At 65.5% G+C, this 21054-nt stretch carries 21 protein-coding genes; 9 read left to right on the top strand and 12 right to left on the bottom strand.

Translation table 11 applies throughout. The annotated features are described in order from the left end of the window. Nucleotides 1-74: 74 nt before the first annotated feature. On the bottom strand, nt 75-800 hold the full coding sequence (locus F7R19_RS03585) for a YebC/PmpR family DNA-binding transcriptional regulator (RefSeq protein WP_061958759.1): 726 nt from the start codon (nt 798-800) through the stop codon (nt 75-77). Nucleotides 801-1061: 261 nt separating this feature from the next. Between F7R19_RS03585 and F7R19_RS03580 the strand changes: the two genes are divergently transcribed. After that, the gene (locus F7R19_RS03580; protein ID WP_150979389.1) at nt 1062-2594 is read left to right on the top strand and encodes a helicase HerA-like C-terminal domain-containing protein; all 1533 of its coding nucleotides are present in this window, start codon (nt 1062-1064) and stop codon (nt 2592-2594) included. Nucleotides 2595-2765: 171 nt separating this feature from the next. Here the strand turns inward: F7R19_RS03580 and F7R19_RS03575 are convergent, their stop codons facing one another. The 3 genes from F7R19_RS03575 to F7R19_RS03565 all read right to left on the bottom strand — a co-directional run bounded on the left by F7R19_RS03575 (nt 2766) and on the right by F7R19_RS03565 (nt 4836). After that, complete coding sequence (locus tag F7R19_RS03575) at nt 2766-2930, bottom strand: DUF3149 domain-containing protein (protein WP_150979388.1); 165 nt, start codon at nt 2928-2930, stop codon at nt 2766-2768. Between the two features lie 97 nt (nt 2931-3027). Further along, nucleotides 3028-3678, bottom strand: coding sequence for a uracil phosphoribosyltransferase (upp, locus tag F7R19_RS03570; protein WP_061958757.1), 651 nt, complete (start codon nt 3676-3678; stop codon nt 3028-3030). Between the two features lie 165 nt (nt 3679-3843). Beyond that, nucleotides 3844-4836, bottom strand: coding sequence for a Bug family tripartite tricarboxylate transporter substrate binding protein (locus F7R19_RS03565; RefSeq protein ID WP_150979387.1), 993 nt, complete (start codon nt 4834-4836; stop codon nt 3844-3846). A gap of 310 nt (nt 4837-5146) precedes the next feature. On the opposite strand from F7R19_RS03565, the gene F7R19_RS03560 reads away from it, so the two are divergent. From F7R19_RS03560 to F7R19_RS03550, 3 genes are all read left to right on the top strand, one after another. Then, nucleotides 5147-6034, top strand: a complete 888-nt coding sequence (locus F7R19_RS03560) for a DMT family transporter (RefSeq protein WP_061958755.1) — start codon at nt 5147-5149, stop codon at nt 6032-6034. Between the two features lie 65 nt (nt 6035-6099). Beyond that, the gene (locus F7R19_RS03555; protein WP_061958754.1) at nt 6100-6888 is read left to right on the top strand and encodes an SDR family oxidoreductase; all 789 of its coding nucleotides are present in this window, start codon (nt 6100-6102) and stop codon (nt 6886-6888) included. Beyond that, nucleotides 6888-7322: a methylglyoxal synthase gene (locus F7R19_RS03550; protein WP_150979386.1), complete on the top strand. Its 435-nt coding sequence runs from the start codon at nt 6888-6890 to the stop codon at nt 7320-7322. Before F7R19_RS03555 ends, F7R19_RS03550 begins: the two co-directional genes overlap by 1 nt. Before the next feature lie 100 nt (nt 7323-7422). Here the strand turns inward: F7R19_RS03550 and F7R19_RS03545 are convergent, their stop codons facing one another. The 6 genes from F7R19_RS03545 to F7R19_RS03520 all read right to left on the bottom strand — a co-directional run bounded on the left by F7R19_RS03545 (nt 7423) and on the right by F7R19_RS03520 (nt 13936). Next, nucleotides 7423-7716 (bottom strand): YkvA family protein, encoded by a 294-nt coding sequence (locus F7R19_RS03545; protein ID WP_061958752.1) that lies wholly within the window; start codon nt 7714-7716, stop codon nt 7423-7425. A 188-nt stretch (nt 7717-7904) separates the two neighbouring features. Further along, on the bottom strand, nt 7905-9047 hold the full coding sequence (locus F7R19_RS03540; RefSeq protein ID WP_150979385.1) for a BMP family ABC transporter substrate-binding protein: 1143 nt from the start codon (nt 9045-9047) through the stop codon (nt 7905-7907). Between the two features lie 75 nt (nt 9048-9122). Further along, nucleotides 9123-10043 carry an ABC transporter permease gene (locus F7R19_RS03535; protein ID WP_150979384.1) on the bottom strand — a complete coding sequence of 307 codons (921 nt, stop codon included), beginning with the start codon at nt 10041-10043 and terminating at the stop codon, nt 9123-9125. A gap of 18 nt (nt 10044-10061) precedes the next feature. Next, nucleotides 10062-11156 carry an ABC transporter permease gene (locus tag F7R19_RS03530; RefSeq protein WP_150979383.1) on the bottom strand — a complete coding sequence of 365 codons (1095 nt, stop codon included), beginning with the start codon at nt 11154-11156 and terminating at the stop codon, nt 10062-10064. After that, nucleotides 11149-12717: an ABC transporter ATP-binding protein gene (locus tag F7R19_RS03525; protein ID WP_150979382.1), complete on the bottom strand. Its 1569-nt coding sequence runs from the start codon at nt 12715-12717 to the stop codon at nt 11149-11151. The genes F7R19_RS03530 and F7R19_RS03525 overlap by 8 nt, the downstream gene beginning before the upstream one ends. Before the next feature lie 301 nt (nt 12718-13018). Next, nucleotides 13019-13936, bottom strand: a complete 918-nt coding sequence (locus tag F7R19_RS03520; RefSeq protein ID WP_061959885.1) for a pirin family protein — start codon at nt 13934-13936, stop codon at nt 13019-13021. A 212-nt stretch (nt 13937-14148) separates the two neighbouring features. Between F7R19_RS03520 and F7R19_RS03515 the strand changes: the two genes are divergently transcribed. From F7R19_RS03515 to F7R19_RS03495, 5 genes are all read left to right on the top strand, one after another. Beyond that, a complete protein-coding gene (locus F7R19_RS03515; RefSeq protein ID WP_150979381.1) occupies nt 14149-14352 on the top strand; it encodes a hypothetical protein in 204 nt (67 codons plus the stop codon). Between the two features lie 391 nt (nt 14353-14743). Beyond that, nucleotides 14744-15460, top strand: a complete 717-nt coding sequence (locus F7R19_RS03510) for an ABC transporter permease (protein WP_150979380.1) — start codon at nt 14744-14746, stop codon at nt 15458-15460. Between the two features lie 40 nt (nt 15461-15500). Then, a complete protein-coding gene (locus F7R19_RS03505) occupies nt 15501-16454 on the top strand; it encodes a glycine betaine ABC transporter substrate-binding protein (RefSeq protein WP_061959883.1) in 954 nt (317 codons plus the stop codon). A 10-nt stretch (nt 16455-16464) separates the two neighbouring features. Beyond that, nucleotides 16465-17115 (top strand): ABC transporter permease, encoded by a 651-nt coding sequence (locus F7R19_RS03500; RefSeq protein ID WP_061959882.1) that lies wholly within the window; start codon nt 16465-16467, stop codon nt 17113-17115. After that, entirely contained in the window at nt 17112-18320 is a 1209-nt protein-coding gene (locus F7R19_RS03495) for an osmoprotectant ABC transporter ATP-binding protein OsmV (RefSeq protein WP_150979379.1), read from the top strand. The genes F7R19_RS03500 and F7R19_RS03495 overlap by 4 nt, the downstream gene beginning before the upstream one ends. Nucleotides 18321-18502: 182 nt before the next feature. On the opposite strand, the gene F7R19_RS03490 is transcribed toward F7R19_RS03495, so the two are convergent. Continuing rightward, nucleotides 18503-20080 carry an aldehyde dehydrogenase (NADP(+)) gene (locus F7R19_RS03490; protein ID WP_150979378.1) on the bottom strand — a complete coding sequence of 526 codons (1578 nt, stop codon included), beginning with the start codon at nt 20078-20080 and terminating at the stop codon, nt 18503-18505. A 191-nt stretch (nt 20081-20271) separates the two neighbouring features. Continuing rightward, nucleotides 20272-21021 (bottom strand): FadR/GntR family transcriptional regulator, encoded by a 750-nt coding sequence (locus F7R19_RS03485; RefSeq protein ID WP_061959879.1) that lies wholly within the window; start codon nt 21019-21021, stop codon nt 20272-20274. Between the last annotated feature and the right edge of the window lie 33 nt (nt 21022-21054).

Raw genomic sequence — 21054 nt, 5'->3', positions numbered from 1 at the left:
CCAGAAAAGAAACGCATGCGAAAAGCGGCAGCTGGCTGTTGCCGGGCTGCCGCCGTTGGGGCGCGGCGCGAGGGTTAGTCCTCGATCACCGCGTTGGTGAAGACTTCCTGTACGTCGTCCAGGTTTTCCAGCGCGTCCAGCAGCTTCTGCATCTTGATGGCGTCGTCGCCGCTGAAGCTCACTTCGTTTTGCGGCTTCATCACCACGTCGGCCACTTCGGCCTTGAAACCGGCGGCTTCCAGCGCCGCCTTGACCGCGCCGAAATCGTTCGGCGGGCAGGTGACCTCGATCGATCCGTCCTCGTTGGTCACCACGTCGTCGGCGCCGGCTTCGAGCGCGGCGTCCATCAGCTTGTCCTCGGGCGTGCCCGGAGCAAACAGGAACTGGCCGCAGTGCGTGAACATGAAGGCCACCGAGCCTTCCGTGCCCATGTTGCCGCCGTGCTTGGAGAATGCGTGGCGGACTTCGGCGACCGTGCGGGTGCGGTTGTCGGTCAGGCAGTCGACGATGATCGCCGCGCCGGCCAGACCGTAGCCTTCGTAGCGGATTTCCTCGTAGTTCGCGCCTTCCAGGCCACCCACGCCGCGCTGGATCGCGCGCTGCATGTTGTCCTTGGGCATGTTGGCGTCCATCGCCTTTTCCATGGCCAGGCGCAGGCGCGGGTTCGAATCGATGTCACCGCCGCCCAGCTTGGCGGCCACGGTGATTTCCTTGATCAGGCGCGTCCAGATCTTGCCGCGCTTGGCGTCGGCGGCAGCTTTCTTGTGTTTGATATTGGCCCATTTGGAATGACCGGCCATGTTTCTCTCCGAATGCGGAAAACGTGTCGTGTGGTGTGAAGCCCGGCGGCATTGCGCCTGCGGGAAGCCGGTTTCGGTCGTTTTCAGTGACAAATCCTGACAATCCGGCGGCCACGCCATGTGATTGATGTGCCAATCTGCTGGCTATAATCAGCGCAGGATTTTATCACGCGCCCCTGTCGCACCGAAGCGCCTTGCACGCTGCCCGCGAGTGCCGACGCCATTTCCTGCCTTTTGACAAGTCGATCACCGAGACCCGCCATGGCCGATCCCATCCTCATCGCCAAGAATGCCGACCACGAACTGGTGCTGCTGCCCGAAATGGGCAATCGGCACGGCCTGATCACGGGCGCCACCGGCACGGGCAAGACCGTCACGCTGCAGACCTTGGCGCAGGGCTTCTCGCGGCTCGGCGTGCCGGTCTTCATGGCCGACGTCAAAGGTGACTTGACCGGCATTTCCCAAGTGGGGCAGGCGTCCGACAAGCTGAAGGCCCGGCTGGCCGAACACGGCCTGGACGAGCCGGTCTGGGGCGCCTGCCCGACCACGCTGTGGGATGTTTTCGGCGAAAAGGGCCATCCCGTGCGCGCCACGGTGTCCCACATGGGCCCGCTTTTGCTGTCGCGCATGCTCGAACTCAATGACACCCAGCAAGGCGTGCTGAACCTGGTGTTCCGCATCGCCGACGCCAACGGCCTGCTGCTGCTCGACGCCAAGGATTTGCGCGCGATGCTGCAGCATGTGGGCGACAACGCCAGCCAGTTCACCACCGAATACGGCAATATCTCGGCGGCCTCGATCGGCGCGATCCAGCGCGGGCTGATGGCGCTGGAGTCGCAAGGTGCGGACAAGTTCTTCGGCGAGCCGATGCTCAATCTGGAAGACTTCATCCAGACCGAGAAAGGCCAGGGCGTTGTCAATATCCTCGCGGCCGACAAGCTGATGAACGCGCCACGGCTGTACGCCACGTTCCTGTTGTGGATGCTGTCGGAGCTGTTTGAGAAATTGCCCGAGGCGGGCGATCTCGACAAACCGAAGCTCGTGTTCTTTTTCGACGAGGCGCATCTGCTGTTCAACGATGCACCGAAGGCGCTGCTCGACAAGATCGAGCAGGTGGTGCGTCTGGTGCGCTCGAAGGGCGTGGGCGTGTACTTCGTGACGCAGAATCCGGTCGACATTCCCGACACCGTGCTGGGCCAGCTTGGCAATCGCGTCCAGCATGCGCTACGCGCATTCACGCCGCGCGACCAGAAGGCCGTAAAGGTGGCCGCCACGACCATGCGCGCGAATCCCAAGCTAAATATCGAGCAGGTGATCGGCGAGCTGGGCGTGGGCGAGGCGCTGGTGTCGTGCCTCGATGCCAAAGGCACGCCGTGCGTAACCGAGCGCGCCTGGGTGCTGGCGCCGGGCAGCCGCATCGGCCCGATCACCGACGACGAGCGCAAGGCGCTGATCGCCAACTCGCTGGTGGCAGGCACCTATGAAAAGGTGATCGATCGCGAGTCGGCCTACGAAAAGCTGCGCGGCGCGGTGGCGGCGCCGACAAACGGAGCGCCTGCGGATGCCGGGAAGGGGGTCGGCGCGCCGGCACCGCAATCCGAAGGCGGCGGCTGGATGGATTCGGCCGGGGAGATCTTCGGCAGCTTGACGCGCGGCACTGGCAAGACGGGCCGGGGCGATTCGATCCTGGAATCGATGGCAAAGTCCGCGGCGCGCACCGTGGGCTCGCAGGTGGGACGCGAATTGATCCGCGGTGTGCTGGGCAGTCTGCTGGGCGGCGGGAAACGCAAGTGATCCGGCGAATCATGAGGCGAGTTACGCCCCAAAAATTGCGCAACTGAGGGCGCAACGCGCGCCGGGTTCGCGCAAATGAAGCACCTACAATTGAATACGCCCGCGAAATTGCGGGCGTATTCCATGTTGCGGCGTCGAACGTTGCCGTGCGGACTTCCAGCGCACTGCGCGTCAGGGCGATTCAGCCGCAGCGGCGCGCCTGGCGGCCTCGGCATCCTGTCGGGCCTTGCGGGCGAACAGGCAGGCGAAGAATGCGGCCATGGCGATGATGAATGCGATGACCGCCAGACTGGCCAGGCCCGTGGCGGTGGAGGTGAGAATCTTCAGTGCTTGCATGCGGGATCTCCTTCTTTGTCGGTGCCCGAAAGGCATTCAGTGTAGAAAGAGCGATCCCGCACATCCTTTGCGGCGCATCAACCGCCGCGGATTTCGATCAGTTTTTTGTGCCGAACAGACGGTCGCCGGCATCGCCCAGACCCGGAACGATATAGGCGTGCTCGTCGAGATGGCTGTCCAGCGACGCCACGTAGAGCTTCACGCCCGGGTGGGCCTTCTGGAACACTTCAACGCCTTCGGGTGCGGCCACCAGCGCCACGAACGTGATGGCTTCGTCCGGCACGCCGCGACGCTTGAGCACGTCCACCGCGTGTGCGGCCGAATAGCCGGTGGCCACCATCGGATCGCACAGGATGAACGATCGGTCCTCCAGATCCGGCAGCCGCACCAGATATTCCACCGGCCGATGCTGCTCGTCGCGATACACGCCGATGTGGCCGATACGCGCCGAGGGAATCAGCTCCACCAGACCATCGCTCATGCCGACGCCCGCCCGCAATACCGGCACGATCGTCAGCTTCTTGCCGGCGATCACCGGCGCATCGAGCGCCACCAGCGGCGTGTCGATGCGGCGCGTGGTCAGCGGCAGATTGCGCGTGATTTCGTAGCCCATCAGCAGCGTGATCTCGCGCAGCAGCTCGCGGAATGTGCGCGTCGACGTTTCCTTGTCGCGCATGTGCGAAAGCTTGTGCTGGATCAGCGGGTGATTGAGGATGAAGAGGTTGGGAAAGCGCGGATCTTGTTTCATGGCGGGCTCGGCGGAATACGAAAATGGCCCTGACTGACGCGATAGGGCCGATGCAGCGCGATTGTAATGGATGCAGCGGCGCCCGCCGGACGTTGCCGCGGCGGGCCACAGGCGGCGCGCCGGCAATCGCCGCCGGGCGGGAGCGCCGCGCTGCCGGCCGTGCCGTCAATCGACGGTAATCGCGGCGGCTTTTGCGACCTTTCCAAAACGCTCGTATTCGGTCTGGGTCAGCGTCTGCAATTCCGCTGCGCTCGATGCCTTCGGATTGAAGCCCGCCTGCGCGAGCTTGTCGCGCACGTCGGGCCGCGCCAGCGCCTCGACGAATGCCGCATTGAGCGCCTGGACCACCGGCGCGGGCAGGTTGGCCGGCCCGTACACGCCGAACCACGGCTCGACTGCGTAACCCGCCAGTCCCGCTTCAGCCAGCGTCGGCACGTTGGGCAGCGACGGCGCGCGAGTTTTGCCGGCCACGGCCAGCGCGCGCAGCTTGCCAGCCTGGATGTGCGGCAGCGACGCCGGCAGGTTGTCGAACATCACCTGGATGTGGCCGCCCAGCAGGTCGTTGATGGCCGGGCTGCTGCCCTTGTAGGGCACATGGGTCAGGCCCGTCTGCGTCATTTGCGAGAACATCGCGCCGGCCAGGTGCATCGAAGTGCCGGTCCCGGCCGTTGCGTAGGTCAGGCCGGGATGGGCCTTGGCATAGGCAATCAGTTCGGGGACGGTCTTCACGGGCAGGCTTTCGCTGACCTCGAGCACGATCGTCGACGTGCCCAGCAGGCTGATCGCGGTGAAATCCTTGCGCGGATCGAATGGGACGTGCTTGTAGATATGCGGATTCAGCGCGTTGGTTGAAATCGCGCCGAAGCCAATCGTATAGCCGTCGGCGGGTGCCTTGGCCACGGCATCCATGCCGATGTTGCCGCCCGCGCCGGGGCGATTCTCGACCACCACCGGCTGCCCGAGCTTTTCTGCTACGCGCTGGCCCACCGTGCGCGCCACCAGGTCGGTGGTGCCTCCGGCCGCGTAGGGCACGACGAACCGGATCGGCTTGCTCGGAAAACTCTCAGCGGCAAACGCGGCGGATGCGCCGCCGGCCAGCAACGTGGCAACCAGCGAAACAAAGGCGCGGCGGGGAAAGTGAGGGCGATGGGACGACATGATGCGGGAATCTCCGGGATATTGTTGTGATGCATGTATGGCGCGAAGTGGCTCGATTTTCTGCGCGCGGCGGGCTGTCGGCTGACGGTCCCCCCTTGCGTGCCGCCGGTTGCGCATGCGCCTGGTGCAGCATCCGGCGCGGGCCATTGTATGGGAAAGCCGCCGTAGTCGTGGCCGGCAGGTGGCGCGTCTTTTGACATACAATCGGCGGCATCCGTCGTGCCTGACTTTGCCGCCGGCAAGTCGTGTTGCCGCGCCATCCTGCGTCCCCGTGCCTGCATCCCAGAAGTCCCTGTCCCCATCCGCCGAAGTGCCTGCCGTGCAGCGCTTCGGGCTGGCCGCCGCGGCCATCGGCGCCGTGCTGTTTTCCGCCAAGGCGATCGTCGCCAAACTGATGTACCGCTACAGCGTCGACGCGGTGATGGTCATCTCCCTGCGCATGCTGTTCGCGGTGCCGCTTTTCATGGCGATCGGCTGGTGGCAGGCGCGCAAGCTGCCCGCGCTGTCGTGGGCCGATCGCTCCCGCGTGGTGTTTCTGGGCTTTATTGGTTACTACCTGTCCAGTTTCATGGATTTTCTGGGGCTGCAGTACATCACCGCCGGCCTGGAACGACTGATCCTGTTTCTCACGCCGTCCTTCGTGCTGCTGACCACCGCGCTGGTGTTTCGTCGACCCATCCATTTACGGCAGTGGCTGTCGCTGCTGCTGGCCTACGCCGGCATCGTGCTGGTCTTCGCGCATGACCTGGACGTCAGCGGCGACCAGGTCTGGCTGGGCGGCGCGCTGGTGCTGGGCAGCGCCCTGTCGTATGGTGTGTACCTGATTCTGAGCGGCGAACTGGTCAAGCGCGTGGGATCGCTGCGGCTGGTGGCCTATGCGATGTGCGTATCGACGCTGTGCTGCGTGATTCAGTATCTGGCGCTGGGCCGGCCGCTGGCCGAACTGGCGCAGCCGGCGCCGGTGCTATGGCTGTCGGTCGTCAACGCGGTGTTCTGCACCGTGCTGCCGGTCTCGCTGACGATGATCGCGGTGGCGCGCATCGGCGCGCCCATGGCATCGCAGGCTGGCATGATCGGACCAGTCTCCACGCTCGCGCTGGCCTTCTGGCTTCTGGGCGAGCCGGTGACCGGCGTGCAGCTGGCGGGCAGTGCGCTGGTGCTGGGCGGCATGTACCTGCTGTCGACCAAACGAGCCTGATCGAGCGGGCTTCGACGTGCAATTCAAAGCGATAAATAGCGATAACCAAGCAAGGAGAGCAAGAAATGGATTTCGGACTGCGCGGTAAGCATGCGCTGGTGTGCGGCGCCAGCAAGGGACTCGGTTTTGCGTGTGCGGATGCGCTCGCGGCCGAAGGCGTGGACGTGGTGGTGGTCGCGCGCGGCGCCGAAGCGCTGGAGAAGGCCGCCGCCGACCTGCGCGCACGCCATGGGCGTCGCGTGGTGGCCGTGGCCACCGATATCACCACGCCCGAAGGCCGCAAGCTGGCGCTCGATGCAGCGGCCAAGCTCGGCGACCTCGACATCCTGGTCAACAACGCGGGCGGCCCGCCGCCGGGCAACTTCCGCGACTGGGGCCGTGACGAATGGATCGCTGCGCTCGACGCCAACATGCTGACGCCGATCGAACTGATCAAGGCCACGGTGGACGGCATGATCGCGCGCCGTTGGGGTCGCATCATCAATATCACCAGCGGTGCGGTCAAGGCGCCGATCGACGTGCTCGGCCTGTCCAACGGCGCGCGCGCGGGCCTGACCGGTTTCGTGGCCGGCCTGGCGCGCGAGGTGGCGCAATATGGCGTGACCGTCAACAACCTGCTGCCCGGTCCGTTCGACACCGATCGCCTGAAGAAGACCATGGAAGGTGGCGCCAAGAAGGCCGGCATCAGCATCGAGGAAATGGCCGCGCGCCGTGCGGCGGCCAATCCGTCGCGCCGCTTCGGCGAGCCGGCCGAGTTCGGCGCCACGTGCGCGTTCCTGTGCAGCAAGCAGGCCGCTTACATGACCGGCCAGAACGTGCTGCTCGACGGCGGCGCTTACCCGGGCACGTTCTGATGCCGAGCGTCGAAGGCACACCGCGCATCGCGCTGATCGCGCACGACCACAAGAAGGACGACATCGTTGCGTTCGCCGGTCGTCATCGCGATTTTCTCAGTCGCTGCGACCTGCTGGCCACCGGCACCACCGGCGGCCGCATCGCCACCGAAACCGGCCTCGAAGTGACGCGCATGTTGTCCGGTCCGTGGGGTGGCGATCTGCAGATCGGCGCGCAACTGGCCGAGGGCAAGATCACGGCCGTGATCTTCCTGCGCGATCCGATGACGCCGCAGCCGCACGAGCCGGACATCAATGCGCTGGTGCGCGCCTGCGACGTCCACAACGTGCCGTGCGCCACCAATCTCGCAACAGCGGAGCTGCTGCTGGTGGAGCTGGCACGTCACTGCTTCGACGACTGCGGCGACGGCAAGGACAGCGGCGCCGCCAGTTGAGCGATGTTTGCCGGCCGTTGCGGCATGAAACGGCAATTCACCGCCAATGAAAAAATCGCTGCCTGTTGGGCAGCGATTTTCTTTTGGATCTGGCCAGACGTCAGCGCGGCCGCACGGTCGTCGCGGCGGCGCGCATTTGCGCCTGGCGCAGGATGTGAGGCGGCAGGCGCTTGAGGATCAGGTGCACGGCCAGCGGAATGATCACCAAGTCGTCGACGATACCAAGCCCGGCGATGAAATCGGGAATCAGGTCGATCGGCGAAATCGCGTAGAACAGCAGCCCGAATGCAGCGGGTTTCAGCCATGGTGGGGCATCGGGATGACGCAACGCAAACCAGAACAGACGGCCGTCTCGCCGCACCAGCGTCCACAACGCTGACAGTCGTTTCCACATGATGGGCCTCCTTGGTCACACAATCGGCAGGGGATAGGCGAATAGCTTGGGCCGATGCATGTCGATTCAAGTTCCCCGGCGCGCGCCCAGAAAAAACGCCGGCCCGTGTGTCACGGGGCCGGCGTTTCTGTCAGACCCGGGAGCGATCCGGATAAGGAACCGGATGGCGGCCGGGATGGCGCAATGGTTTAGCCCGGTACGTTGCCTTCCACGCCCTCGACATAGAACTTGATGTCGTGCAGGAATTTGTCGTCGGCCACCTGATCCTTGGCCAGTTGCTCCTTGCCGGCGTTGTCCTTGAGCGGACCCTTCCAGATCGGCGCGGTGCCGTCGATCACGCCCTTCTTGCGTTCCTCGATCAGCGCCTTGACGTCGTCCGGCACCACGGCGTTGAAGCCCTTCAGGTCGATCATGCCTTCCTTCAGGCCCCACCACGTGGTGGTGTTCTTCCACTTGTTGTCGAGCACGTCGCCGACGACCTTGTTGTAGTAGACGCCCCACGTGATCACCGAAGCGGCCAGATGGGATTTTTCGCCGAAGCGGCTCATGTCGCTATCCCAGCCGAATGCGTACACGCCCTTTTCCTGTGCGGTCTGCACCACGGCGGCCGAATCGGTGTTCTGCATCAGCATGTCGACGCCCTGGCCGATGAGGGTCGTGGCCGCTTCGCGTTCCTTGCCCGGATCGAACCACTTGTTCACCCACACCACCTTGACCGTCGCCTTCGGGTTGACCGAGCGCGCGCCCAGCGTGAACGAGTCGATGTTGCGGATCACTTCGGGAATCGGCACCGACGCCACCACGCCCATCTTGCCGGTCTTGCTCATCTTGCCCGCCACCACGCCGGCCAGGTACGCGCCCTCGTAGGTGCGCACGTCGTACTGGGCCAGGTTGTCGGCGGTCTTGAAGCCCGTGGCGTGTTCAAACTTCACATCCGGGAATTCGCGCGCCACCTTCAGCATCGACTCCATGTAGCCAAAGGTGGTGCCGAAGATCAGCTTGTTGCCCTGGCTGGCCAGGTCGCGGAACACGCGCTCGGCATCGGCTGCGGATTCGGGCACGTTCTCGACGTAGGTGGTCTTCACCTTGTCGCCGAACTTGGCTTCCACCGCCTTGCGGCCGGCATCGTGGGCGTAGGTCCAGCCGGCGTCGCCCACTGGTCCGATATAGACGAAGGCCACCTTCAGCGGCTCGTTGGCGGCCGCGGCCGGCGCCGATGCCGGCGCGGCGGTTTCGGCCGGCTTTTCGGCTTCTTTCTTGCCGCAGCCGGCCAGGGCCAGCACAGCGGTGGCGGCCAGGGCTGCCAGCGTGGTCCTGCGTGAAACGATCATCGATCTCTCCTTGTCAGACGTCTTTGTGATGTGGTTTGAGGTATGGCTCTTGTTATTGGACTTCGGTGATACGGTTCAGGCGTTGCCCGGGCGGAACGGCTTGCCGAGCGAGGCAGGCATGTTCAGGCGAATCCACGCCGGGTTACGCGAAATCAGTGCCAGCACGACGATCGTGGCGGCATAAGGCAGCATCGACAGGAACTGCGATGGCACCGACACGCCGATGCCCTGCAGATAGAACTGCAGGATCGTCACGCCGCCGAACAGCCACGCACCAATCAGCACGCGGCCCGGACGCCAGGTCGCGAACGTGGTGAGCGCCAGCGCGATCCAGCCGCGGCCCGCGACGAGGTTTTCCACCCACATCGGCGTATAGACCAGCGACAGATACGCGCCGGCCAGTCCGCAGCAGGCGCCGCCGAACAGCAGCGCGCCAAAGCGGATCCAGCGCACCGGGTAGCCCAGCGCGTGCGCCGACTCGGGCGATTCGCCGATCGCGCGCAACGTCAGACCGGCGCGCGTGCGGAACAGAAACCACATGATCGCCAGGCACAGCAGCAGGCTGACATAGACCATCCAGTGATGCTGGAAAAACGCCGGGCCGATGAACGGGATATCGGCCAGATAGGGCACCGACTTGGCCTGGGCAGGCATCGCATAGCCGACGAAGCGCTGCGCCATGAAGGCCGACAGGCCGGTGCCGAAGATCGACAGCGCCAGCCCGGTGGCCACCTGGTTGGTGGCCAACACCAGCGCCAGCCACGAGAACAGCGTGGCCATCAGCATGCCGGCGCCGGCGCCGGCGATAAAGCCAAGCATCGGCGACTGGGTCTGGTAGCCGACCATGAAGCCCAGTGCGGCGGCCACCAGCATCATGCCTTCGGCGCCCAGGTTCAGCACGCCGGAGCGCTCGTTGACCAGCAGGCCCAGCGCGGCCAGCAGCAGCGGCGTGCCGGCGTTGATCGCAGTGGCGATCAGGGGAGCAAGTTGTTCCATGTTGTTGTCAGCTCCGCATCAGGCCGCGCGTGCGCGCCAGCGCAGATGGTTGTCGATCAGGGTGTCGCAGGCCAGCAGGAAGAACAGCAGCATGCCCTGGAACACCCAACCTAGCGCCGACGGCAGCCCCAGGCGCGACTGCGCCATTTCGCCGCCGATATAGAACAGCGACATGACGATGCCGCCGAACACCGCGCCCACCGGATGCAGGCGGCCCACGAAGGCGACGATGATCGCAGTGAAGCCGTAGCCGGGCGAGATCGACGGGAGCAGCTGGCCGATCGGACCCGTCACCTCGAACGCGCCGGCCAGGCCGGCGGTTGCGCCCGAGATCATCAGGGCGCTCCACAGCGCGCTGCGCGACGAAAACCCCGCATAGCGCGCGGCCAGCGGCGCGGTGCCGCCCACCTGCAGCCTATAGCCGGCGAAGCTGCGGAACACGAACACCGTCATGATCGCCACCAGCACCAGCATCACCGCGAAGCCGACATGCAACCGCGATCCAGGCAGCAGGTTCGGCAGCAGGAACATCGACGCGAACACTTTCGATTGCGGAAAGTTCATGCCGTTGGGGTCCTTCAGCGGCCCGTTGACCACCCACAACAGCAGTTGCTGCGCGATATAGGTCAGCATCAGCGACACCAGGATCTCGTTGGCGTTGAAGCGGTCCTTGAGCAGCGCCGTGATCGACGCCCATGCCATGCCGCCGATGCAGCCGGCCAGCGCGGCCAGCACCAGAACCGCGGGGCCGCTCGTGGTGTTACCCGGGCTGTCGAACCACAACACGGTGGCGCCGGCAAGGATGCCGCCGGCGATCAGTTGCCCATCGGCGCCGATGTTCCACACGTTGGCGCGATAGCAGACGGACAGACCGAGCGCGCAGAGCACCAGCGGCACGGTCTTGAGCAGGACTTCGCCGATGGCCCGCCGGTCCTTGAGTGGATCGACCAGGAAGACTTTCAGTGCCGCCACCGGATCCTTGCCGAGGATCAGGAACAGCAGCGCTCCGAACAGCAGTGTCAGCACGATGGCGAACAGCGGCGATGCGTACGCCATCGCGCGCGACGGTTCTCCGCGCGGCGCCAGCACGATAGGGGAGAGCACCTTAGCCATGAGCCGGCACCTCCGCGCTGGACGCCTCGCGCTGGCTGACGGGACCGCCTTCCCAGAGTCCGCTCATCCACAGGCCAACCTGCTCGCGCGTGGCGGTTTCCACCGGGATCGACGGCGACAGGTGACCCTTGGCGATGACGTGCAGGCGATCGCAGATCGCGAACAGTTCGTCGAGTTCTTCGGACACCACGAGCACCGCGCAACCGGTGGCCTTGAGCGCAAGGATTTCGTTGTGGATCTGTGCCGCGGCGCCGACATCGACGCCCCAGGTGGGTTGTGCCACGATCAGTACCTTCGGGCCGGCTTCGATTTCGCGGCCGACGATGAATTTCTGCAGATTTCCGCCCGACAGGCTGCGCGCCAGCGCGCCGGGGCCGCTGGCCTTGACGCGGAAGCGCTGGATGATGCCGGCGGCCAGCCCTTCGGCGGCGCGCGGCGAAACCATCCCCCCACGCACATAGGGCGGCGTCTGGTGCGACAGCAGGACATTCGACGCCAGACTCATCGCCGGCACGGCACCTCGCCCCAGCCGCTCTTCCGGCACGAAGGCCAGTCCCGCGCGCCTGCGCGCGCGCGCATCGAGCCTGCCCACGGGCCGGCCGTCCAGATGCACGGCCGCGCCGCTGGTGCGCGCGTCCTCGCCGGACAGCGCCGCCAGCAACTCCTGCTGACCGTTGCCGGACACCCCGGCGATGCCGACGATCTCGCCCGCATGGACGTCGAGCGAAATGCGCTGCAGTTCCGTGGCGAACTGGTGCGCGCGCGACATCGACAGATCGCGCACCGACAGTTTCAGCGGCCCCGGCTGCGCGCTCACGCGCACTTCGCGCGGCGGCTCGCCGCCGATCATCAGGCGCGACAGCGACGCAGCGCTTTCCTCGCGCGGATCGCAGGTGCCGGTGACGCGGCCCATGCGCATCACCGTGGCGTGGTGGCACAGCGCGCGGATCTCGTCGAGCTTGTGGCTGATATAGAGAATGCTGGTGCCCTCGGCGGCCAACTGGCGTAGCGTGACGAACAGCGTTTCCACGGCCTGCGGCGTGAGCACGGAAGTCGGTTCGTCAAGGATCAGCAGTTGCGGCTGTGCCAGCAGCGCACGCACGATCTCCACGCGCTGGCGCTCGCCCACGGACAGCGTATGCACGTGGCGATTCGGCTCCAGCGGCAGGCCGTAGCGCTGCGCGGTGGCGCGAATCCGCTCGGACAAATCCTTCATGTTGCCCGCGTCCTTGGGCGGCAACCCGAGCGCGATGTTTTCGGCGACGGTCAGCGTGTCGAACAGCGAGAAATGCTGGAACACCATGGCGATGCCCAGATTGCGGGCATCGTGCGGACTGTTGATCGAAACGGGAGCCCCATTGAAGTGCACCTCGCCGGCGTCCGGACGAACCGCGCCGAAGATGATCTTCATCAGGGTGGATTTACCGGCGCCGTTTTCGCCAAGAACGGCGTGGATCTCGCCGGGTGCGACGCTCAAGCTGACGTCGTCGTTGGCGGTGACGCCGGGATAGCGCTTGGTGATATGCGCAAGCGCCAGCCTGGGAGGGGTTTGTAATGTCACTGAGGCGGCTCGTATTGTTGTGGCAGCGACTTCTGAATCAGGCACGTGACAGCGACTGTGCGTGGCGCAGCATCGCCGCGCGGCATGTCGTCATCATCACGATTCTGTGATGTCTAAAATATGCGGTGAATTATATAAGTGCGCGGGGGTCTGGCGGCTCACTTTCACCGGCGCGCCATGCCCCACAACGGTTACAGACAGATTGCAAGTCGCGTGCCGACCACACAGACAAAGAAAAACCGCCGCGCTGCCGGTGAGGGCAGGGCGGCGGTCAGGGTTGACCCCAGTGCCAGCGTGTGGATCAGGCTGTGCTGGCAGGAATCGTCGCAAAGCGGCCTTCGCGGAAATCGGCCAGCGTCTGGTAGATCTGTTCCTGCGTGTTCATCACGAACGGCCCGTACTGAGCGATCGGTTCGTTCAGCGGCTGACCGGCGATCAACAAAAAGCGTGCGTCTTCGCTTGCCGTGACAACCACGCCGTCGGACTGGCCCGCGTTGTCAAGCACGCCCATGCGCTGCGCCTCTACCACCGCGGCATCGGCGCTGTCGCCGATCCTGACTGCGCCGCGATACACATACACGAAGGCGTTATGGCCGGCCGGCAGCGTCTGGGCGAAGCGTTGCCCTGCAGGCAGATGCACGTCCAGATACAGCGGCTCGGTAACCGGCCGGGTGATCGCACCGGCCACGCCGTGCGACGCGCCGGCCAGCACGCGCACCGTGCCGCCCGAAGGCAGCGCCACGGTCGGGATCGCCGCCGCGGGCATGTCGCGATACCACGGCGTGGTCATCTTGTCGGCCGCGGGCAGGTTCAGCCATAGCTGGAATCCCTCCATGCGGCCGTCTTCCTGCTCGGGCAATTCCGAGTGCACCACGCCGGCGCCGGCCACCATCCATTGCGCGCCGCCGTTTTCAAGCAGCCCTTCATGTCCCGCGCTGTCGCGGTGGCGCATGCGGCCGGCCAGCATATAGGTGATGGTTTCAAAGCCGCGGTGAGGGTGATCGGGAAAGCCGCCGATGTAGTCGTCCTTGTTGTCGGTGCCGAAGGCGTCGAGCATGAGGAACGGGTCGAGCCGGCGCTGCAGGTTCTGCGTCAGCACCCGCGTCAGCTTGACGCCGGCGCCGTCCGAGGTGGCGATGCCGCGCACCACGCGGTCCACCGAGCGGGAGCGCTCGACGGTTTCCGTGGCGGTGGCGGCGATGGTGGGGGTGTGGGTCATGATTGGATCTCCTGTCGGGATGACTCGGCGCGAATGCAAGTCATCGGATCTACCCATGCAATGTAAGGGTTTGACAGCAAAGCGGTAGACGGCGGTCGGGCAACAGATCGTTCCATCGGCAGAACGAGTTCGGCGGATTTGAGCTGAAATTCGCAACGGCGGCAGCGCGTTTCGAGAGGCCCGCGACGTGGGCCCGAAACTCGGAAAATTCCGTGAATCTGCCCCGTCGCGGTGCGTTGTCCGAAGCCGCCGCTTTCGGCGAAATAGCCGTCGGATCGGGCGCAGAAAAGCCGAAGATGACAGGATCGCAGAAGATGTGTATAATAGCGATCTCTTTGTCATCCGTTGTCGTGAGTTGCGAGGGCGTGGCCTGCACCCCAAGCCCCGCGATCCGTTATCTGACAACGGCCGATTGACCGGCGGCGCCGTACCCAAAAGCGGGTCCGACACGACACCAGCCTGACGCAAGCCGGGCGATTGTCGATCTTTGTCGGCCCCTGTTATCGGACCTCAGTCGCCACCATTGGCCAACCGTGGAAAATTCTCCGGTTGCGCCGCACCCGCGGGTTTGGGCATCACGCCCTGGCCCCATCAATCGGGTGCCTCGCTGACGTTCCTCGTCGGCGATGCATCCAAAGTCCGTCCGCCGGCAATCGTGCCGGTCATGGCGGCAATGCAATCTGAACCTGGGCCCCGGCGGGCACCCCCATCGACAGACTCCGCCGGCCCTTTTGTTTTCCGCATCCGGGATGTGGAGAGTCGTGCATTTCGCGCGATTTTTCCGGCCGGCGTTGGAGAAGGGGAAATATGTCAAAGCAAACCATCCGGACCGTGGCCGGAGGTGGTGTCGTTGCCGTCGCGCTGGCCGCATTGGTCGCGTGGATCGGCGTCGATGTCATCCGCCAGTACCAGGACCGGCTGTTCTACGACGTGATCGACCACCTTCGGCTGGTGGCGATATCGATGGCGCTGGCCTTGCTGACCGGCGTGCCTGCCGGCATCGTGCTGAGCCGGCCGTGCATGCGCCGCTGGGCCGATCGCCTGATGCAGGTCTTCAATATCGGCAACACCGTGCCGTCGCTGGCCGTACTGGCGCTCGCGCTGGCGGTGCTCGGCATTGGCGAGCGCCCGGCGATCCTGGCGCTGTGGCTCGCGTCGCTGCTGCCGATCGTGCGCAACACGTACGAAGGCCTGCGCACTGTCTCGCCGGCATTGCAGGAGGCGGCGCGCGGTATCGGCATGACGCCGTGCCAGCGGCTGTTGCGCGTCGAGCTGCCCAATGCGTTGCCGGTGATCCTGGCCGGCGTGCGCATCAGTCTCGTGATCAATGTCGGCACGGTGCCGCTGTCGTTCCTGATCGGCGCGAACAGTCTCGGCGAATTGATCTTCCCCGGCATCTATCTGAACAACCAGCCGCTGCTGTTGCTGGGCGCCGCCGCGACCGCGCTGCTGGCCCTGGCGCTTGACGCGCTGTTCGCCACCGCCGGCCACGTGTACCTGCGCCGTCGCGGCAAGGCGCAATAGGCCGCGCGCTGAACGTGGCACGACACAAGAGGCACGACGTATGAAACATGAAAACACCAGACGCCTGGCGAATCTGCTTGCCGAAGGGCGTTCGTTCTGGCTCGCCGCGGCGGCGGGCCTGGCATTCGCCGCACTGCTGCTGACCACCGCGCCGGCGCGCGCGCAGGAAGGCGCGGGCCCACTGCGCATCGGCGGCAAGAACTTCACCGAGCAGCTGATCCTGTCGTCGATGACGACGCAATACCTGAAGGCCAAGGGCATCGACGCGACGCTGACGTCGGGGCTTGGCAGTACGCTGATGCGGCAGGCGATGGAATCCGGCCAACTCGATGTGGTGTGGGATTACACGGGCACCGCGCTGATCGTGTTCAACAAGGTCGAAGAAAAGCTCGACGGCCCGGAAAGCTACAAGCGCGTCAAGGCACTCGATGCCGCCAAGGGTCTGGTCTGGCTCGATCCGTCGCAGGTCAATAACACCTACGCATTTGCCATGCCGAAGGAACGCGCGGGCGATATCAGGACGCTGTCGGCCTATGCCGAGAAAATGCGCAAGGACGGCGACGACACGAAGCATCCGCTCGCGGTGGATATGGAATTCGCGGCGCGCCCCGACGGGCTCGAGCCGCTCAAGGCCGCTTACCAGTTGCCGTTCGGGCGCAAGGACGTGATTCAGCTCGATCCCGGCCTGGTCTATACGGCGCTCAAGAACAACCAGGTGGACCTGGGCCTGGTCTACACGACCGACGGTCGCGTCAAGGGCTTCGACCTCGTGCTGCTGGAGGACGACCTGCATTTCTTCCCACCGTACAACGCCGTGCCCGTGGTGCGCAAAGCCGCGCTGGACGCGCATCCGGAACTGGCGGATCTGCTCAATGCGTTGTCGTCGAAGCTGGACAACGCGGCGATGACCGACATGAACTATCAGGTCGACATCAACCAGCAGCCCGTGGACAAGGTGGCCGGCGATTTCTTGCGCGGCCACGGACTGATCTGAGGAGCCGCGCATGGACCTGCTGACTTATCTTCACCATAGCTGGCCGACGCTGCTGCGGCTGACGGGCGAGCATCTCGCGCTGGTCGGCTCCGCCGTGGGCATGGCGATCGTCATCGGCGTGCCGCTGGGCATTCTGATCACGCGCCACCGCTTTCTGGCGACGCCGTTGCTGGCGTTGGCCACGGTCGTGCTGACGCTGCCGTCGATCGCCCTGTTCGGCCTGATGATTCCGATCTTCGCTCGCTTTGGTCATGCGCTCGGCTACGTGCCGGCCGTGACCGCCGTGTTCCTGTATTCGCTGCTGCCGATCATGCGCAATACGTACACGGCGCTGGCCAATGTCGACGCCGGCATCCAGGAAGCGGGACGCGGCATCGGCATGACCACCTGGCAGCGCATGCGCCTGGTCGACCTGCCGCTGGCGGTGCCCGTGATCCTCGGCGGCGTGCGCACGGCGGTGGTCATGAATATCGGCGTGGCGACCATCGCCGCCATCATCGGCGCCGGTGGTCTGGGTGTGCTGATCCTCCAGGCGATCAGCCAGAGCAACATGAGCAAGCTTGCCGTGGGCGCCGTCCTCGTCAGCGTGCTCGCCATCGCGGCCGACGTCTGCCTGCAAGCCTTGCAGCGCGCACTGACGCCCAAAGGAATCCGTCAATGATCGAACTCGACAAACTCACGAAGTCTTTCCCGCAAAAGGACGGTACCGAAGTGCGCGCGGTGAATTCCGTCAGCCTGACGGTGCCCAGCGGCGAAATCTGCGTCTTCCTCGGGCCCTCCGGCTGCGGCAAGACCACCACGCTCAAGATGATCAACCGGCTGATCGAGCCGACCTCCGGCACGGTTCGCATCGAAGGCGAGGACACCGCCGGTATCGATGGCGTGACGCTGCGCCGCAAGATCGGCTACGTGATCCAGCAGATCGGCCTGTTTCCGAACATGACGATCGAGGAAAACATCATGGTCGTGCCGCGTCTGCTTGGCTGGGATCGCAAGCAGTGCCGCGAACGCGCGCGCGAGCTGATCCGCATGGTGCAGCTCGATCCGGACAAGATGCTCAAGCGCTATCCGCGCGAACTTTCCGGCGGACAGCAGCAGCGTATCGGCGTGATCCGCGCGCTGGCCGCGGACGCGCCGGTGCTGCTGATGGACGAACCGTTCGGCGCGGTGGACCCGATCAATCGCGAGAGCATCCAGAACGAGTTTTTCCAGATGCAGCGGCAACTCGGTAAGACCGTGATCATGGTCTCGCACGATATCGACGAGGCCATCAAGCTGGGCGACAAGGTGGCGGTGTTCCGCGGCGGCAAGCTGGTGCAATTCGATCATCCCGATGCGCTGCTGGCCCATCCGGCCGACGACTTCGTGCAGGCCTTCGTCGGGCACGACAACACGCTCAAGCGCCTGCTGCTGGTCCGCGCCGGCGACGCGGCGACGCTGCCGCCAAGCTGCCGTCCCGATATGCCGTTGGCCGAGGCGTTCGGCGTGATGGACGACGCCGACGTGCGGCACCTGCCGGTGGTCGACGACGCCCAGCGCGCGCTCGGCTATGTGACGCGCCGGGACGTGCGCGCGGCGCTGACCAAGGGCGGCCAGTGCGCCGACGTGATGCGCCCGTTCACCACCACTGCCGCGTTCGACGAGCATCTGCGCATCGTGCTGTCGCGCATGTACCAGCACAACACCAGCTGGCTGCCGGTGATCGACGGCGACGGTGTCTATCTGGGCGAAGTCACGCAGGAATCGATCGCCGATTATCTGAGTTCGGGACGCTCGCGCGGCAATGCGCCGGTGATCCAGCCGCCTGTGGCGAGCATCGCACCGGCCGCCACGGTCGCGGCTGCAAGCGAGCGCGCCGCCGCCTGAGGGCGCTGGCATGGCGGGCGCTGGAGTTTGCCCGCCATAACGGGCTTTCCGGATCGATATGATGGTCGAACCGATGGCGCCCCGGCGTCATCCGTCATGGCAGATGCATGCCATGGAAAAGAAAAAGCGGAGCCCGCAAGCTCCGCTTTTTTTCGTGCATCGTGGCCGAGGTGCGCGCTGCTTTATGCGTGGCCGAGCTCGCCGTCCTTCAGGCGCCACAGTTTCAGCGGATTGCCGTCCTTGAGCGCTTCCGGCAGCAGGTTGGCCGGAACATTCTGGTAGCAGACCGGACGCAGGAAGCGATCGAGCGCCGTGGCGCCGACAGACGTCGTGCGCGTATCGGAAGTGGCCGGGAACGGACCGCCGTGCACCATCGCAAACGAGACTTCCACGCCGGTCGGATAGCCGTTGAACAGCACGCGACCCACCTTGCGCTCCAGCGCCGGCAGCAGCCGGGCGGCCAGCGCATGGTCGCCCTGGTCGGCCTGCACCGTGGCGGTCAGTTGACCTTCGAGGATGCGCGTGACGGCGACGAGCGCGTCGGCATCCTTGCACACCACCAGCACCGTCGATGGACCGAACACTTCGGCGTGCATGCGGTGATCGGCGATGAACTGATCGGCCGACGTCTCGAAGAACACCGGACGCGCCTGGTTCGGACCCGTGGCTTCGATGCCGCACGCCGCGCGCGTCAGGCCCGACAGTTCGGACAGCTGCGCCACGCCACGCTCGAACGCCTGGTGAATGCCGGGTGTCAGCATGGTCGCGGCCGGCTTGCCGGTCAGCGCGGCATGCGCGGCACCGCGGAATGTCTCCAGCGCCGGGCCTTCGATCGCCAGCAGCAGGCCGGGGTTGGTGCAGAACTGGCCGACGCCCATCACCAGCGAATCCACCAGGTCGCGCGCGATTTGTTCGCCGCGCGCGGCCAGCGCTTCTGGCAGCAGGTAGACCGGATTGATACTGCTCATTTCAGCGTAGACGGGGATCGGCACCGGACGGTTGTTGGCCACGTTCAGCAGCGCCAGACCGCCCGCGCGCGAACCGGTGAAGCCCACCGCCTGAATCACCGGATGCGCCACGAGCGCCGTGCCGATCGCGTTGCCCACGCCTTGCACCATCGAGAACACGCCTTCGGGCAGGCCGGCGTCCGCTACCGCCTTCTGGATGACACGACCCACCAGTTCGGATGTGCCCGGATGTGCCGGGTGCGCCTTGGCCACCACGGGGCAGCCGGCAGCCAGCGCCGAGGCGGTGTCGCCGCCGGCCACCGAGAATGCGAGCGGAAAATTGCTGGCGCCGAACACGGCGACCGGGCCCACGGCGATGCGTTGCATGCGCAGGTCCGGACGCGGGGGCGTGCGCTCGGGCAGGGCGCTGTCGAGCGTGGCGCCTTGCCAGCGGCCGTCGCGCAGCACGCGCGCAAACAAGCGCAACTGGCCGGCGGTACGGCCGCGCTCGCCCTGCAGGCGCGCCAGCGGCAGCGCGGTTTCGGCGTGCGCGCGCTGGATCAGTTCGTCGCCGAGTGCTTCGAGTCCGGCGGCGATCGATTCCAGAAACGTGGCGCGCTGCTCCGGCGACGTGGCGCGATACGTGTCGAAGGCGGCTTCGGCCAGCGCGCAGGCGCGCTCGACATCGGCTGCCGTGCTGCCCTGATAGGCCGGTTCCAGCTTTTCACCGGTAGCCGGGTTGATGCCGTGGAAGGTGTCTTCGGTGCCGCGCACGGCGCTGGCGCCGATCAGCATTTCGCCTGTCATCGTCATGATCTTGGGTCCTGCGGGAGAAGAAAAACCGAAAGGGACGGCGTGAATACTGTCACGCAATGAAAGGGCAGCAAGATGCTCGTCGCCACCCGGATTGGGCTGTAGTGTTTTTGTCGTAAGACATCATATGACATCACGCGGTGCCTCGCAACCGCTGACGCCCGGCCGGTGATGCCGCCGGGTGCATGATTTTAGACCGGGGATCCGGCCAGGGCGGACGCCTTGCGCAGGCGCTCGCGACTGTTGGTGAGGTGCATGCGCATCGACGCCTTGGCCGCTTCCGGGTCGCGGCGCTCGATGGCGTCGTAAATGCTTTCGTGCTCGAAGTTCACGCGCTCGAGGTATTGCTCGCGCTCGGGCTGGCTGACCTGCAGCCGGCTGCGCGGAATCACCATGGTGCCCAGATGACCCATGATGTCCGTGAAATAGCGATTGCCTGTGGCGCGCGCGATCGACAGGTGGAATTCGAAATCCGACCCGACCGCGTCGCTGCCTTCCGCGGCATTGCGCTTCATGTCGTCGAGCGCGCGGCGCATGGCGCGCAGATGCTCGTCGGTACGGCGCGTGGCAGCCAGGCTGGCGGCTTCGGCTTCCAGGCTCACGCGGAATTCCAGCATGGCCAGCACGTCCATCGCGGTCACCATGGCCGACGGATCGATGCGAAACGGCGAATGGCTTTCCACCGGGCGATTGAGCACAAAAGTGCCGATGCCGTGGCGGGTTTCCACAAAGCCGCTGGCCTGCAGGCGCGACAGCGCTTCGCGCACGACGGTGCGGCTGACGCCGAGCGTGGCCATGATTTCGGATTCGGTCGGCAGCTTGTCGCCCGGTTTCAGCCGTCCCTGCTGGATGTTGTCGGTCAGGTTGCCAACCACTTCCTCGGCGAGCGTGCGGCCGCGGCGGCGCAGGGGAGCGGGCGAAGTCATCGGAGCATTGGACATGGCGTGGCAGGTGATAAACCGGTATGGGGATGA

Source organism: Cupriavidus pauculus (genome assembly GCF_008801835.1).
Lineage (GTDB): Bacteria > Pseudomonadota > Gammaproteobacteria > Burkholderiales > Burkholderiaceae > Cupriavidus > Cupriavidus pauculus.
This window is presented reverse-complemented; position numbering and strand designations above follow the sequence as displayed.

What these genes read in the sequence shown, in the direction of transcription:
- F7R19_RS03520 (WP_061959885.1), bottom strand. Translation starts at nt 13,936, where the DNA reads ATGACCCACACCCCCACCATCGCCGCCACCGCCACGGAAACCGTCGAG.
- F7R19_RS03580 (WP_150979389.1), top strand. Translation starts at nt 1,062, where the DNA reads ATGGCCGATCCCATCCTCATCGCCAAGAATGCCGACCACGAACTGGTG.
- F7R19_RS03485 (WP_061959879.1), bottom strand. Translation starts at nt 21,021, where the DNA reads ATGTCCAATGCTCCGATGACTTCGCCCGCTCCCCTGCGCCGCCGCGGC.
- F7R19_RS03500 (WP_061959882.1), top strand. Translation starts at nt 16,465, where the DNA reads ATGGACCTGCTGACTTATCTTCACCATAGCTGGCCGACGCTGCTGCGG.
- F7R19_RS03505 (WP_061959883.1), top strand. Translation starts at nt 15,501, where the DNA reads ATGAAACATGAAAACACCAGACGCCTGGCGAATCTGCTTGCCGAAGGG.
- F7R19_RS03555 (WP_061958754.1), top strand. Translation starts at nt 6,100, where the DNA reads ATGGATTTCGGACTGCGCGGTAAGCATGCGCTGGTGTGCGGCGCCAGC.
- F7R19_RS03585 (WP_061958759.1), bottom strand. Translation starts at nt 800, where the DNA reads ATGGCCGGTCATTCCAAATGGGCCAATATCAAACACAAGAAAGCTGCC.
- F7R19_RS03565 (WP_150979387.1), bottom strand. Translation starts at nt 4,836, where the DNA reads ATGTCGTCCCATCGCCCTCACTTTCCCCGCCGCGCCTTTGTTTCGCTG.
- F7R19_RS03510 (WP_150979380.1), top strand. Translation starts at nt 14,744, where the DNA reads ATGTCAAAGCAAACCATCCGGACCGTGGCCGGAGGTGGTGTCGTTGCC.
- F7R19_RS03575 (WP_150979388.1), bottom strand. Translation starts at nt 2,930, where the DNA reads ATGCAAGCACTGAAGATTCTCACCTCCACCGCCACGGGCCTGGCCAGT.
- F7R19_RS03545 (WP_061958752.1), bottom strand. Translation starts at nt 7,716, where the DNA reads ATGTGGAAACGACTGTCAGCGTTGTGGACGCTGGTGCGGCGAGACGGC.
- F7R19_RS03535 (WP_150979384.1), bottom strand. Translation starts at nt 10,043, where the DNA reads ATGGAACAACTTGCTCCCCTGATCGCCACTGCGATCAACGCCGGCACG.
- F7R19_RS03530 (WP_150979383.1), bottom strand. Translation starts at nt 11,156, where the DNA reads ATGGCTAAGGTGCTCTCCCCTATCGTGCTGGCGCCGCGCGGAGAACCG.
- upp (WP_061958757.1), bottom strand. Translation starts at nt 3,678, where the DNA reads ATGAAACAAGATCCGCGCTTTCCCAACCTCTTCATCCTCAATCACCCG.
- F7R19_RS03540 (WP_150979385.1), bottom strand. Translation starts at nt 9,047, where the DNA reads ATGATCGTTTCACGCAGGACCACGCTGGCAGCCCTGGCCGCCACCGCT.
- F7R19_RS03550 (WP_150979386.1), top strand. Translation starts at nt 6,888, where the DNA reads ATGCCGAGCGTCGAAGGCACACCGCGCATCGCGCTGATCGCGCACGAC.
- F7R19_RS03495 (WP_150979379.1), top strand. Translation starts at nt 17,112, where the DNA reads ATGATCGAACTCGACAAACTCACGAAGTCTTTCCCGCAAAAGGACGGT.
- F7R19_RS03490 (WP_150979378.1), bottom strand. Translation starts at nt 20,080, where the DNA reads ATGACGATGACAGGCGAAATGCTGATCGGCGCCAGCGCCGTGCGCGGC.